The following is a 13234-nucleotide window of genomic DNA, read 5'->3' as shown; positions in this document are numbered from 1 at the left end:
AAATATTGCGAGTAAATTCACATGAAAAAAATTCTTATCGCCAATCGCGGTGAAATCGCAGTGCGTATTATTCGCGCTTGTCGAGAACTCGGTATTAAAAGCGTAGCTATTTATTCACAGGCAGATGCGCACAGCTTACACGCAAAGTTAGCTGATGAAAGTATTTGTATTGGACCTGCAGAGAGTAAGAAAAGTTATTTACATATTCCTGCTATAATTGCAGCCGCTGAAGTCAGTGGAGCTGACGCAATTCATCCGGGCTATGGATTTCTCTCAGAAAATGCAAGTTTTGCTGAAATATGTAGAAAATGTAATATTACATTTATAGGCCCAACTCCTGAGCAAATGCGCCAATTGGGTGAAAAAGTGGCAGCACGTGATGTTGCGCGCAAGGCTGGCTTACCATTTTTACCAGGATCAAAGTCAGCGATTGAAAATATAGAAGTAGCTAAAAAATCTGCAAAAGAAATCGGTTTCCCCGTTATTTTAAAAGCCAGTGGGGGTGGTGGTGGACGAGGTATGAAAATCGTTCACAAAATCGAAGATCTGGAAAAGGCCTATTTAACTTGTCGCCAAGAGGCTTCAGCTGCATTTGGCAATTCTGAAGTTTATCTTGAAAAGTATCTTGAAAATCCACGCCATGTAGAAATTCAAATTATGGCGGATAAACAAGGTAATATCGTTCACCTGGGTGAAAGAGATTGCAGTGTTCAACGTCGTCATCAAAAAGTGATAGAAGAAGCTCCTTGTAATTTATTAAATGAATCAGAGCGCAATCGCATAGGTGCCTATGCAGTTGCACTTGCAAAAGAAGTTGGCTACCACGGAGCAGGAACAGTTGAATTTCTTATGGATGACGATAAAAACGTCTATTTCATGGAAATGAATACACGCATTCAGGTGGAACACCCAGTCACAGAACAGATTACAGGTATTGACTTAGTCAGAACCCAAATCCTTGTGGCAATGGGAGAGTCGCTTCCCTTTACACAAAAGGACATAAAAATCCGCGGTCACTCCATCGAATGTCGTATAAACGCCGAAGACCCAAAGAGTTTTGCACCTTGGCCAGGTAAAATCACAGCCTATTCGAGTCCGGGCGGACTGGGAGTTCGAGTGGATGGATTTGTCTATCATGGATACACTGTAGTTCCTTATTATGATTCCATGCTGACCAAGCTCATAGTAACTGCTGACACCCGTGAACTGGCAATTAAGAAAATGGAATGCGCACTGCAAGAATTTATAGTTGATGGTATTCGTACCAATATCCCATTTCATTTAGAAGTATTAAAACATCCAGATTTTATGCAAGGAAAACACTCAACCCGTTTCTTAGAAAGAGCTGGATTCGTTAAATAATATTTTTAGTAAATTTTAATTTTTAAAAAGAATAACTGTGGCCATTGCATAATCTATGTGATGGCTTAGTGAGACATCATAATCATCTATATTTTGTTTCATTAATTTAGCTTTAATATTATCATTTATATTGAGAAATGGCCTTCCACTCTCTTCATTACCTATCCAAATATCTAAAAAAGAAACACCTTGCGCATAAAGACCAGTGCCCAGCGCTTTGGCAAAAGCTTCTTTGGCTGCGTAACGCGCGGCATAAGAAGCTGATTTTTGAGCGACTTTTTTCTCGCAATAAAGGATTTCATCGGGGTGAAAGATTTTTTGTATAAAGTTTCCCACAAGGAGCGAGCGCTCAAAGCGAGGAATATTTACAAGATCGTTACCAATAAGAATTTTTTTTGTCATCTCTAAGCTTGTCTCACTTTCTTATTAGAATTATACTTATAGCTATGAATGTTTCTCATTTTGAAACACAAAGGAGTCCGAAAAATGTCGAATCTTGAAGAACTCTCTTCTTTAATGGAATCAGCAACCCAAAGAAAATTATTTGATCAACGTCTTATCGTGTTGTCTGAGGCAATCACTTCAAAATCAGCAAAAAAAATAATTGAGCAATTGCTTGCTTTAGAAGCTGAAGATCCAGCAAAAGATATCTGGATATTTTTAAATAGTCCAGGCGGAGAAGTCAACTCTGGATTCGGTATCTACGATACCATTCGGTTTATCCGGCCTGAAGTAAAAATTATTGTTACCGGTTTAGCTGCTAGTATTGCAACAGTTATTTTACTTGCTGCAGAGACAAAACATAGATATTCTCTTCCCAACGCACGTTTACTTATTCACCAACCTTTGATAGGTGGAAACATACAAGGACAGGCTTCTGATATTGAAATTCATGCAAAAGAAATACTAAGAACACGCGAAAAAATAGCAGAACTATACAATAAAGAAACAAAACAGCCATTGGATCGTGTACGGAAGGATATTGAACGAGATTATTGGATGACAGCACAAGAAGCGCAAGAATATGGTCTTGTAAATAGAATTATCACTTCTTGGAATGAAGTTCGTTAAAATTATCGTTAAAATTATCGTTAAATTTTGTCGATATAATGCATCACTTTTTCGGCAGTTTCGTTAGCTTGAAGTATACAATCAGGCACTGCGGGACCTTTTATGTAATTACCAGCAAAAAATAAACCAGGTATAATTGCTTCAAGTTGCCAAATCGATTGCAGCACTTTATCTTGTAGTTCAGTAGAGAGTGGAATGTAATTATCCCATTTAATTACTTCCGTAAAATCAAACTCCGTTTTATCTGTAATAATATTTATTTCTTTAAGTCTTTGTTTACTGAGTTCTAATAATTGTTCATTCGTTAGCAAGTTAATATTTGGATTTCTATCTCCCCCTAACATAACTCTATAAAAAAATGATTTTTCAGGCGCATGTTGTGGGTAAATAGAATGAACAAATAGAACCCCAAGAATATCTTGTGACCATTCACCTGCCAAAGCGCCAAAACCTTGTGGTGCGTTATTTTCTATATTTTTTCCCCCTAAACCTACCACAGCAATGCTATGCGATTCAATTTTTTTTAAATTTTGATAAGCATTGCTTGCGACAGGGCATTGAGGTGAAGTTAAAATTCCATTTTCACGCCAAGGTTGTCCTGTGTAAATAACACTCTCAAATAACGCGAAGGAAGTATCATTATTAATTAAAGACGTATAAATCAATTTAATTTTATTTTCATGTTTATTTATTTCGCTAATTTTGCTTGAAGAATTAAAACTCAATTGAATGTTATTTTTTGTGCAATTTTCTTTTATTTCTTTGTATAAGGATTGAATAAGATAGGGTAGACCTTCGGAAAAACTAGCAAGTTCAAGATCTTTTTTCTTATTTTTAGAAAATATTTTTTTACATAATTTATAAATTCCAGCCTTAAATAAACTACCATAACCGTTTTCTATTTTTATTAATTGTGGAAATGTATATCTTACTAATAATTTACGCGAGCTTCCTCCCCAAATACCAAATGAGAGTGGGACAAGAAACGTAGAAGCAAATTTTTTACCAAAACGGCGAGAAAAAAATCCGTAAAGTGATTCATTAGGATTCTGGGTTATTGGTTTTTTTATAAATACTTCAAGAAATATTCTTAAAATATCTCGGATTCTAAGCAAGCCCTTTTTTTTATATTTAAATAAATTGGGAGTGATTGGCACGATTTCAGAAGGAGTGATTAAATATCGTTTTAATTTTGATTTCCCAGGGAGTAATATTTTATGATTGAGATCGAGTTCATCAACACAGTTTTTAAAAGAGTCTTTGGAGAGAAGAACACCTTGTGCTCCATGTTCAAGACAATAGCCATTATATTTGGTATTTTTTAAGACACCACCAATGGAATCATTTTGATCGAATAAAGTAATGCTTTTTAATTTACCATCTTTTCTTTTGCTTAAAATATAGGCGGTTCTTAATCCAGAGATACCTGTTCCTATGACAGCAATATTGATTTCTTTATCATTCATAAGCTGTGGTCTCCTCTTCCAAGAAATCTAGAAAACAGAAAAACTATCAGATATTGTGTTAACACTTTTAAAATGCAATAAGCGAGGGTTCAAAAAAATAATCTGAAAAGAATACTGTTACATAGATTGCAAACAGAGACGATCTATTGGCGCTCTCTCTACTCGAATGATTATACTAAGTTTTGTTATGATAATGAGAATAGTTATCAATCCCTCTTGAGAATTGTTCTCATATCATGTAGCGTTTAACCGATGCTTAAAAAAAGCGGAATGAAAGGGAAAGAATTATGCTCATGTGCTTGTGTTATGGAATTTCGTGTCATGAAATTAAAAAACTTATGGAAAACGGAATGACCACAACAGAAGATATACAACGTGAATGCAATGCAGGACTTGGGTGTGGTTGCTGTCTCGATGCTCTCGAATCTATGGTGGAGTCAGAGGGATCGAAACAAGATACACATTCTATGAGTTCTTCTCATGCAACTGTTGAGCTAAATAGTTCTCTAAACCGATGTCTTTAATAAGACCAAGTTGAGCTTCGAGCCAATCGACATGCCCTTCTTCTTCTTCTAAAATATGCTCAAGAATTTCACGGCTTGTGTGATCTCGAGCTGTAACACAGATATCGATTCCTTTTTTAAGTCTTTCAAGAGCAAGAAATTCGAGTGCTAGATCGGCTTCAAACTGCTCTTTAACTGATTCGCCGATATTGAGTTTATCTAATTTTTGCAAATTTGGGATTCCTTCGAGGAATAGAATCCGATCAAGTAATGTTTGAGCGTGTTTCATTTCTTCGATGGATTCTTTATAAGTAAAATCAGCTACACGATTATAACCCCAATTTTTACACATTCTCGCGTGTAAAAAATATTGGTTAATTGCTGTAAGTTCACCTGTTAATACTTCGTTTAAAGCTTTTATAACTTGAACGTCGCCTTTCATATTTTTCTCCTTATATTGAAAAACAGGACACCAAAAGTAATTTACTAGCAATTTTCACCTCTTTTGTCTATGTTACTCATGAATATAATCTAATAATTTTAAGTATTTGTAATTATTATTTGTTTATGCAATGATTGCCAATTTCATCTTGTCGCGCAACGATTAGACAGATTTGGAAAATTAGGTTAAGTCATATGTTGCTTTTACATTAGTGGTTTTTTGAAATGGAGACAATTTATGCAATTTAAGCGACAGATAGGAGCAGGGGGCGTTATGTTTGCCTCCATTGGGGCAATGGTGGGTTCTGGATGGCTTTTCAGCTCTCATTATGCAGCCCAACTTGCTGGACCTGCAGCAATAATCACTTGGCTTATTGCCACAGTTATCATTATCGTGATTGCTCTTCCCTTCGCTGAGTTAGGGACTTTATTTCCAATCGCTGGTGGAATAGCCAACTACCCATTCTTTACTCATGGAAAATTAGCAGGATTTCTTCTCGGCTGGATTTCTTGGCTTTCTTTTTTAGTGCTCACGCCCATTGAAGTGCAAGCTACTATTCAATATATGAGCAACTTTTTTCCAGCTCTCACACGTGTAGAGGATAAAGTTTATCATCTCACAGGCATTGGGTATGTTACTGCAACGCTTCTTATGTTGGCTTTGGTTTATGTCAATTCTAAGGGCGTAAAATTTATGTCTGAAACAAATAAATATTTTAGTATTTGGAAACTTATCATTCCGGCCATTGCTATCATTATTTTCTTTTTAGCATCCTCTGGTACCAATAATTTAAATTTAGAATCTGCAGGTGGTTTTGCTCCGTATGGCTGGCACGGAATTTTATCAGCACTTTCTTTAGCGGGAGTTGTGTTTTCTTTCAATGGTTTTCAAATTGGAATTATGATGGCAGCGGAAACCAAAAATCCGCAAAAGAATATTCCAAAGGCAATTATTGGTTCAGTTGTATTAGGGGCGCTTCTATATATTTTATTACAAATTTCATTTTTAGTCGCAGTGCCTGAAGCCAATTTAGCGAATGGTTGGGCAGCTCTTACATTTTCTGGCGATGCAGGGCCTCTTGCAGGATTAGCTTTGGTTTTGGGTTTTAGTTGGGTTGCTTGGCTTTTGTATATTGATGCCGTTGTCTCTCCATTGGGGGCTGGAATCGTCTACGCTGCTTCGAGTACACGAGTTTTATATGCTTTGAGTGCCAATGGTTATATCCCTGAACAAATTAAAAAAATTGACAAAAATGGCATTCCAAAAGTCAGCTTATGGGTCAATTTTGCCTTCGGTATGCTCGCCTTTTTACCCTTTCCAGGTTGGCAGAGTATGGTTTCATTCCTCTCATCCACTATGATTACTGGCTATGCTATTGTACCCATTTGCCTTGTTGCACTGAGAAAACAAGAACCCAAATTGGAGAGACCATTTCGTTTGCCAAAATATATTTTCATTTCATTTATAGCCTTTTATTTTTGCAATTTAATGCTCTACTGGTCTGGTTGGACTATCATGAGTAAGCTTTTTCTCGCCGTTCTTCTTGGCTTTGCCATTTATGTTTCACGCCTTTTCTATCGCAAAGAGCTTAAAGAGAATTTAAAAACCTGGAAAAATTCATTGTGGATTTTATTTTATTTAATTGGTCTATGCGGTTTGACAAAGTTCGGTCAGTTTGAAGGTGGTAGTGGTGAAATTACGGAAGGATATGACTTTTTGCTCGTAGGAATTTTGAGTGTTATCATTATGTATATTGCTCAAAAATCCATGCTTTCAAATAAAGAAGCAAAAGCAAATATTAAAATGATTCTCGATGAGCACAATCATACAAATTCGCATTAATAGATATAGCCAACAGTGATTCCATAATCAAATTGCTCCTGCGAGAGATTTAAATTCATTTTGCTCTGAGCTTCTATCCAATCGCTGTTGGATAGTTTGGATGCAGGAATGCTATCTCTCGGAAAACGATTATCATTCGATTTTATTCCACCTCCAAGATACGCAGAAAATGAAAAATTGTTTTTTGTCACAAATCTGTAGCCAATTTGCAGGGTGGGAGCAACATAGAAAACGTCGTATTCAGAGGAAGAACTCCCATCAGAGATATAACTTTCAGAGGAAGTAAAATAAATTTTAATCCCAATAAATGGACCAGTTATTTGCTTATCTATGAAATAATATCTTAATTTTGGAGCAATCGTAAAAATGTTTCTTTTTGCAACAACACCATTTTTGTTATAGGGATTTTGCGCAAAAATTTCGAAATCGATCCCTTGCGATAACCAAAGTCTATCGTCTTTGTATTCAAGATTTAAACCAATTCCTTGATTTATAAATAAAAGTCCATTCCCTTCAAATAAAAAGTAATTTTGAGCATTAATATTACGAGTGAATAAGAGAAATAAAATCGGAACAAACTTAATAGGCTTTAATAAATTCATTGAAGTATCATCCTATAACTTTTCGCTAGAAAAAATTTCTATTATAGAATGTATTATTTAGATAAAAAGAATTCAATAAAGCTCTGTGCTTTATTTATGGCGAATTATTTTTTTGCTATAGAAAAGTTTTAAGATGTGATTTATTTTCATATCGAAGGAAGAGAAATGAAAAGTTATGAGGAAAAGCAATGGATATTTTAAAAAGTGCAAAAAAGTACACTTATGCAATCACTATAAAAGAATTTCATTTAGATACATTTGGGCATGTCAACAATGCTGTTTATTTACAACTCTGTGAAGAGGCAAGATGGGAGATTATAACTGAAAATGGTTTTGGAGTGCATGATATAGAAAAATTAGGGATAGGTCCTGTTATTTTAGAGGTTAATATTAAGTTTCAAAAAGAGCTTAAGTTAAGAGAAAAGATAAGAATTGAAACCCAGTGTATTGCTATTCGAGGTAAGGTTTTAGATATTTATCATGAAATTAAAAATGAAAAAAACGAGGTCTGTTCAACGGCACTGTTTACTTTAGCAATTTTCGATATAAATAAAAGAAAAATAATATCACCCATTCCTCTTTGGTATGAATCCATTGGTGTTTTAGTGGAAAAAAATTAATAATATCAGAGTTAAATATATTAATTATTTCTTAATAAAATTAAAAAATTTATATTGACATTATTTGAATATTAGAATACCAAAAACAATGTTAAGGATTCTTTTAATTATTACCTTATGGAGAAAATATGAAATCAGCGAAATTCTTATTACCACTTATATTATGTGTTTCCTGTTCCAAGCAAGAAGAAGAGAAGCCAAAACCACGACTTGCCAATACTGAAATCAAATGTCGTGCAATCCCGTCTACTGGATTATTTGATGATTGTAATTTAAACTTAAAAGTAGATAATAAAGACATTATTTCTGCAAAAATTGAATTTTTATCTTTGCAAACTGAAATTAGTTCCGCTAAAATGAGCGATTTTGTTAAAACGGAAATTACAAAAAAAGTTTGGGAATTTTTCAATAAGACTGATAAACTGACAGAAAATGAAAAAAAACAATTTTCTGAAAAATTTGTAACAGTATTAATTTCTTTGCTTGCACAATATAAACTCACGGTGAATGGTTTCGATGCTGATCATCAAGTAGTTATCAATCAAGATATCATAGATAATTTAAACGATTTCAAACTTCTTTTAGAAAGTTTGAAAAATAAATTTGCTAAGTTTAGTGATGATCGAAAATTGGTTGAAGATATTATAGATGACTTAAATAAATTCAGTTATTCAATAAATGATAGAGTTAATTTGAAACATTTGTCAGCGATGATGCCTCAGGAAATTGCTAAAGTATATGATGAATCCTTTAAGGAAATGGATGATAAAAAGATAAAGATTGAAAGAGACGAAGATGGAAATATAAATGTTGATTTTATAGAAGGTTCTGTATTTAAAACAGAAAAATTCACATTTAAACTTGAAAAGGGTGAGCGTGTTTATAAGATAGAATAATTATAAATTTACTTCCGTGGCCGCCAATTTCTTAACAGCAAAGAATTGGAAATAACGCACACGCTGCTAAAAGCCATTGCTGCGCCCGCTAACATTGGATTTAATAAACCCAATGCTGCTAGCGGGATTCCTATTATATTATATATAAATGCCCAAAATAAATTTTGCTGAATTTTTCTAAAAGTTTTATTTGAAATTTCAATTGCAGCAGAGACTAAGATTGGGTTTCCGCGCATCAGAGTGATTCCAGCTGCTTGCATTGCTGCATCGGTTCCCGAAGACATAGCAATACCGATATCAGCAGCAGCTAGAGCAGGGGCATCATTTATTCCATCACCGACCATGGCGACTTTTGTTAGCTTGTTTTTTAATTTATTTATACAAGCCACTTTATCTTCTGGCAGAAGATTAGAGTAGACTTCATCCATATTTATTTCTTTTGCAATCACTTGAGCGCTCATCAAATGATCGCCTGTGAGCATGACTGTCTTAATTCCCAAAGAGTGTAAATGCTCAATCGCTTCTTTAGCTGCTTCTTTAAGTGTGTCGCTGAAAGTGAGAAAACCAATTAATATTGATTGTGTTTCTTTTTTTTCAAAGAGCCAAGAAACACTCTGTCCCATATCGGCATATTTTTTTACAATATTTTTATATTCATCGTCAATTTGCACTGCAAATTCATTTAATAAACGTTCACTTCCTAAATAGTATTGCTTATTGTTTAAAGTCGCAGAGATTCCTCTGCCAGATATTGCTTGCGTATTAGTTACTTTGGGTATTGGGATATTTTTTTCTTGCGCTGCAATTAAAACAGCTTTTGCAAAAGGATGCTCACTGCCTGTTTGCAGTGCAGCAGAAATTGCGAGCAATTCTTCTTCTGGCATTTTAATAGATTTGATCCGAATTAAATGGGGTTTGCCTTCAGTTATTGTCCCTGTCTTGTCGAATGCAACGGTTTTGATCGCATGCGCTATTTCAAGTGCTTCTGCATCTTTAATTAAAATTCCATGTTTTGCTGCCGCTCCCGTACCAACCATGATGGAAGTGGGTGTTGCTAGCCCCAAAGCGCAAGGACACGCAATGATCATGACTGAAATTGAATTTATAATTGCTTTTTCCCAATCGCCCGATAGAACACCCCATAAAATAAATGTTATTATGGCTATTGCTAAAACAATTGGAATAAATATTGCGCTGACTTTATCGACAAGTTTTTGGATGGGAGCCTTTGCCATTTGCGCTTGTTCCACAAGGCGGATAATGCGCGATAAAGTGCTTTCTGCACCGAGAGCATTTATTTTAACTTTGATAAGTCCGTTGTAGTTTAGAGAACCCCCTGTTACATTATCTCCTGTTAACTTATCTATTGCTAAGCTTTCACCCGTAATTAATGACTCATCTACTTGCGAAAATCCTTCAACAATTTCTCCATCAACAGGTATTCTTTCCCCTGGTTTGATAATAACAATATCATTCATTTTTAAATTGCTTAGTAAGACTTCAACTTCTGTGCCATTGGATAACACACGAGCCTTTTCTGGTTTTAGCTCTTGAAGAGCACGAATAGCTGAGGTTGTTTTTCTTTTTGCGCGCCCTTCAAGCCATTTCCCAAAAAGTACTAAAGTGATTATGACGGCTGAGCTTTCAAAATATAAATGAATTTTTCCATTTAAAACATCAGTGGGATGGCTGATAATCTGATATAGGCTAAGCCCATATGCTGAACTTGTTCCAAGAACAACAAGTAAGTCCATATGCGCTGATTTTGTCCAAAGTGCTTTCCAAGCAGAGATATAAAATTTTCTTCCAATAAAAAACTGAATAATACTTGCAAGTATGACTTGAGTCCAAACTGGAAGAGCAAAATCTATAGAAAAAGGTAACAAAAGCATGGGTAGAATAAGTGGCAAAGAAAGCAGCGCTGAAAAAATAATTAACCATTTACCGTCCTTTTGCTTTGGCGGCATTAAAGAATCCTTTTGTTCTTCTTCTAAAATTGGGATAGCTTTATACCCAGCTTTCTCAACTGCAGCTTTAATAGTAGCACTTGAAATTTTTTTTTCGCTTTGAATTTGAGCTTTTTCGCTAGCAAGATTAACGGACACTTCTAGAACACCTGGTATTTTTCTGAGTGACTTTTCTACATGGTTAACGCAAGATGCGCAATTCATCCCTTCGATATGATAGTTACTTTCAAATTTTTTTATTGATTTTTTATTATTAATAAAATTATTCATATTTTGTGACATAAAATTTCCTTGCAATAAGCTCATTTACTATAGATGCATTTTCTCATATCATATTTTGATTTTAAAATCTTCTGAAATTAATTTTTAGAAAAACTTTTTATTATAGAGTTTATTTTTTCATTTTATGATCATGATACCAAATCACGAGTGTTGTTAATATGCTTTTAAAATAGTAACAAGATACAACCAAATTGGATGTGGTAGAGAATTGACTCCTTCGATACATATTTGGAGTAAGCCATGTTGATTATTTGAATATTGATTTAAAATATTTATTCCATCTTCAATTTCACTCATTGTAATACATGATTATTGCTATTTTTCTCAAATGAACTTAATGATCTTATATTTGCTATTAAATTGTTTTTATTTGGTTTAATTTTCATCAATTCTAATTGCCCTTTATATAATAAATTTGAAAAATTCGTCCGCATTTGCTCCGAGACAGATTGTTTGATTTTATATTCTTGGGTTGCACTCGGAAGAGCCCAACTACCTACATTATTTAAGTGAAAATATTCGACATTTGCAGCAGTTGAACTAGACATTAAATATAAATAACACATAGGGCAACATGAAGCGGCTTGTTTGCCTCTAAGATAAACACTTTGGGAGTGAACCTCTCCACCCAGAACAGTAGCATTTTGGGCGAATGCAAGGCATTCTACGTGCATCATAAAATGTTCTGCATTAGAAATAAAACGATTAGGATTTTTATTAGTTGGAGATATTTCTCCAAAATATTGAATATTATTTGTTTGAGTTCTAAATTTTTTAGATGTATCAGACAATGGCCTATTTACATTTTTTAATACTACTTCGTCAAAATCATTATCGCATGTTGAATAAAATGCCATGAAAACATTTTTTTTACTAAAGTCTCTCAAATCAGGGCTTATTCTATTTTCCTTACTTTCTGGGCGTAAATTAATTCTGATTCTTTTCCTCAATATTATATCATTCTCATCATATTCAATATTAGGCTCAATAAAAATTTTTGAGTTTAATTTTTTAAAAAATAAATCTGCAATGTCATAATTTGTATAATCCCAATCATTATTTAATTCAATGGTTTTATATTTCAAAATATTATTTGCCAGTAAACCCCTAGGAATTTTTAAGTTTTTATTTCTATTATTTATATATAATATTCCACCTAAAATTAAATGCATTGCGGCAAATGTAACTCCTGATGATTTTTGAGGCATTATGAAGTATCCTTTAGTATATTATAGTAAAATTTTAAACAAAATAAAATTTATAAAATTACTACAATTCATTTTATAAATTAATAAAAATTATTTTTGATAAAAATCTAAAAAAAATCAATATAAATTTTAAAAATTCTAATAAAAAATTGATTTACTTGTTTTTTATATTAAAGCAGCAAGAATTAGGAGATTCATAATTTAAGAGAATGCTAAAATTTTTTGACGTGAAAATTTAGATATAAACTAGTTAACTTATTATGACACGTGATGAAGTCTTATTTGATTATCAGTCAAATCTATGATTTAGCTAAGGAAAGTATTCTTTCACCAGAATTGAGTTTGGATATAAGCCCTTGGTTTAGATTTTGTATACAGATTTATTTTAGCGTATGAAGTTAAAAATTCTGGTTGTTTTGGAGCTAAAATTCCTTGCCATAAATCTGCAACTATTGACTTAGAGTTAAACTCAATTCCCTAATTAATTAAATTAGTACTTCGATAAGTATTCCGTGAAAGCAAGACCATGGCGTGATTAGAGTCTGGCATTTGAAATGTATAAATATTAAGCTTATAATTTTGAGAAATTAAAGCCAATTTACTCGCAGCTAAAGCTGCCATTTAATTACATTGACCAAACCCATTCTCTTCAGCAGCTGCTGCTAATTTCATTAAATATTCTTTGTTACCTGGGCCGTCTGTAAGAGCTATTCCCATTTTTTTTTGCGATCATCAGTCGTGTGTTTCTAACCTTAGACTGTTTGTCAGTATAATGGTACTGCGTGAGCCCATTACTATTACTAAATGGAAGATCAACAACTTCGAGCTTGTCTAAATAATTTTTTAGAGAATTTCTAATATCTTCCAACAGATTGTCAGTATTTCCAACATTTGACTTCGTCTGTCCTGACCTTAAACCTAGAAAATTAATATTAAATTTCATAACTAATCTCATATTTAATTTTAAGTCATT

14 protein-coding genes are annotated in these 13234 nt (G+C 33.6%); 6 read left to right on the top strand and 8 right to left on the bottom strand.

Features of this window, described 5'->3' with window-relative positions:
* Window positions 1-21: 21 nt before the first annotated feature.
* On the top strand, window positions 22-1362 hold the full coding sequence (gene accC, locus EZS29_RS07840; protein WP_130608471.1) for an acetyl-CoA carboxylase biotin carboxylase subunit: 1341 nt from the start codon (window positions 22-24) through the stop codon (window positions 1360-1362).
* Window positions 1363-1377: 15 nt separating this feature from the next.
* Here the strand turns inward: accC and acpS are convergent, their stop codons facing one another.
* Window positions 1378-1764: a holo-ACP synthase gene (gene acpS / locus EZS29_RS07835; RefSeq protein WP_130608467.1), complete on the bottom strand. Its 387-nt coding sequence runs from the start codon at window positions 1762-1764 to the stop codon at window positions 1378-1380.
* A gap of 84 nt (window positions 1765-1848) precedes the next feature.
* Between acpS and EZS29_RS07830 the strand changes: the two genes are divergently transcribed.
* A complete protein-coding gene (locus EZS29_RS07830) occupies window positions 1849-2433 on the top strand; it encodes an ATP-dependent Clp protease proteolytic subunit (RefSeq protein ID WP_172603841.1) in 585 nt (194 codons plus the stop codon).
* 20 nt (window positions 2434-2453) lie between these two features.
* Here the strand turns inward: EZS29_RS07830 and hemG are convergent, their stop codons facing one another.
* The gene (hemG, locus tag EZS29_RS07825; protein ID WP_130608461.1) at window positions 2454-3899 is read right to left on the bottom strand and encodes a protoporphyrinogen oxidase; all 1446 of its coding nucleotides are present in this window, start codon (window positions 3897-3899) and stop codon (window positions 2454-2456) included.
* A 287-nt stretch (window positions 3900-4186) separates the two neighbouring features.
* Between hemG and EZS29_RS16340 the strand changes: the two genes are divergently transcribed.
* Window positions 4187-4423 (top strand): (2Fe-2S)-binding protein, encoded by a 237-nt coding sequence (locus tag EZS29_RS16340; RefSeq protein WP_130608458.1) that lies wholly within the window; start codon window positions 4187-4189, stop codon window positions 4421-4423.
* Here EZS29_RS16340 and bfr read toward each other — a convergent pair.
* Window positions 4365-4844 carry a bacterioferritin gene (bfr, locus tag EZS29_RS07815; RefSeq protein ID WP_130608455.1) on the bottom strand — a complete coding sequence of 160 codons (480 nt, stop codon included), beginning with the start codon at window positions 4842-4844 and terminating at the stop codon, window positions 4365-4367. The two genes, EZS29_RS16340 and bfr, sit on opposite strands and share 59 nt — an antisense overlap.
* Window positions 4845-5081: 237 nt before the next feature.
* Between bfr and EZS29_RS07810 the strand changes: the two genes are divergently transcribed.
* On the top strand, window positions 5082-6686 hold the full coding sequence (locus EZS29_RS07810) for an APC family permease (RefSeq protein ID WP_130608450.1): 1605 nt from the start codon (window positions 5082-5084) through the stop codon (window positions 6684-6686).
* Here the strand turns inward: EZS29_RS07810 and EZS29_RS07805 are convergent.
* A complete protein-coding gene (locus EZS29_RS07805) occupies window positions 6683-7288 on the bottom strand; it encodes a DUF3575 domain-containing protein (protein ID WP_130608447.1) in 606 nt (201 codons plus the stop codon). The two genes, EZS29_RS07810 and EZS29_RS07805, sit on opposite strands and share 4 nt — an antisense overlap.
* A 188-nt stretch (window positions 7289-7476) precedes the next feature.
* Between EZS29_RS07805 and EZS29_RS07800 the strand changes: the two genes are divergently transcribed.
* Window positions 7477-7908, top strand: a complete 432-nt coding sequence (locus EZS29_RS07800) for an acyl-CoA thioesterase (RefSeq protein ID WP_130608444.1) — start codon at window positions 7477-7479, stop codon at window positions 7906-7908.
* A gap of 128 nt (window positions 7909-8036) precedes the next feature.
* Window positions 8037-8804: a hypothetical protein gene (locus tag EZS29_RS07795; RefSeq protein WP_130608441.1), complete on the top strand. Its 768-nt coding sequence runs from the start codon at window positions 8037-8039 to the stop codon at window positions 8802-8804.
* Window positions 8805-8812: 8 nt separating this feature from the next.
* On the opposite strand, the gene EZS29_RS07790 is transcribed toward EZS29_RS07795, so the two are convergent.
* The 4 genes from EZS29_RS07790 to EZS29_RS07780 all read right to left on the bottom strand — a co-directional run bounded on the left by EZS29_RS07790 (window position 8813) and on the right by EZS29_RS07780 (window position 13204).
* Window positions 8813-11053 (bottom strand): heavy metal translocating P-type ATPase, encoded by a 2241-nt coding sequence (locus tag EZS29_RS07790; RefSeq protein ID WP_172603840.1) that lies wholly within the window; start codon window positions 11051-11053, stop codon window positions 8813-8815.
* 153 nt (window positions 11054-11206) lie between these two features.
* A complete protein-coding gene (locus EZS29_RS15910) occupies window positions 11207-11350 on the bottom strand; it encodes a hypothetical protein (RefSeq protein ID WP_172603839.1) in 144 nt (47 codons plus the stop codon).
* The gene (locus EZS29_RS07785) at window positions 11347-12261 is read right to left on the bottom strand and encodes a hypothetical protein (protein WP_130608435.1); all 915 of its coding nucleotides are present in this window, start codon (window positions 12259-12261) and stop codon (window positions 11347-11349) included. The genes EZS29_RS15910 and EZS29_RS07785 overlap by 4 nt, the downstream gene beginning before the upstream one ends.
* Window positions 12262-12946: 685 nt before the next feature.
* The gene (locus EZS29_RS07780) at window positions 12947-13204 is read right to left on the bottom strand and encodes a hypothetical protein (RefSeq protein WP_130608432.1); all 258 of its coding nucleotides are present in this window, start codon (window positions 13202-13204) and stop codon (window positions 12947-12949) included.
* Between the last annotated feature and the right edge of the window lie 30 nt (window positions 13205-13234).

Source organism: Fluviispira sanaruensis, assembly GCF_004295685.1.
Taxonomy (GTDB): domain Bacteria; phylum Bdellovibrionota_B; class Oligoflexia; order Silvanigrellales; family Silvanigrellaceae; genus Silvanigrella; species Silvanigrella sanaruensis.
Note: the sequence above shows the minus strand (reverse complement) of the source record. Positions and strands in the feature narration are given on the sequence as shown.

Coding starts and splice junctions, on each gene's coding strand:
- accC (WP_130608471.1), top strand. CDS start 22: ATGAAAAAAATTCTTATCGCCAATCGCGGTGAAATCGCAGTGCGTATT.
- acpS (WP_130608467.1), bottom strand. CDS start 1,764: ATGACAAAAAAAATTCTTATTGGTAACGATCTTGTAAATATTCCTCGC.
- EZS29_RS07830 (WP_172603841.1), top strand. CDS start 1,849: ATGTCGAATCTTGAAGAACTCTCTTCTTTAATGGAATCAGCAACCCAA.
- hemG (WP_130608461.1), bottom strand. CDS start 3,899: ATGAATGATAAAGAAATCAATATTGCTGTCATAGGAACAGGTATCTCT.
- EZS29_RS16340 (WP_130608458.1), top strand. CDS start 4,187: ATGCTCATGTGCTTGTGTTATGGAATTTCGTGTCATGAAATTAAAAAA.
- bfr (WP_130608455.1), bottom strand. CDS start 4,844: ATGAAAGGCGACGTTCAAGTTATAAAAGCTTTAAACGAAGTATTAACA.
- EZS29_RS07810 (WP_130608450.1), top strand. CDS start 5,082: ATGCAATTTAAGCGACAGATAGGAGCAGGGGGCGTTATGTTTGCCTCC.
- EZS29_RS07805 (WP_130608447.1), bottom strand. CDS start 7,288: ATGAATTTATTAAAGCCTATTAAGTTTGTTCCGATTTTATTTCTCTTA.
- EZS29_RS07800 (WP_130608444.1), top strand. CDS start 7,477: ATGGATATTTTAAAAAGTGCAAAAAAGTACACTTATGCAATCACTATA.
- EZS29_RS07795 (WP_130608441.1), top strand. CDS start 8,037: ATGAAATCAGCGAAATTCTTATTACCACTTATATTATGTGTTTCCTGT.
- EZS29_RS07790 (WP_172603840.1), bottom strand. CDS start 11,053: ATGTCACAAAATATGAATAATTTTATTAATAATAAAAAATCAATAAAA.
- EZS29_RS15910 (WP_172603839.1), bottom strand. CDS start 11,350: ATGAGTGAAATTGAAGATGGAATAAATATTTTAAATCAATATTCAAAT.
- EZS29_RS07785 (WP_130608435.1), bottom strand. CDS start 12,261: ATGCCTCAAAAATCATCAGGAGTTACATTTGCCGCAATGCATTTAATT.
- EZS29_RS07780 (WP_130608432.1), bottom strand. CDS start 13,204: ATGAAATTTAATATTAATTTTCTAGGTTTAAGGTCAGGACAGACGAAG.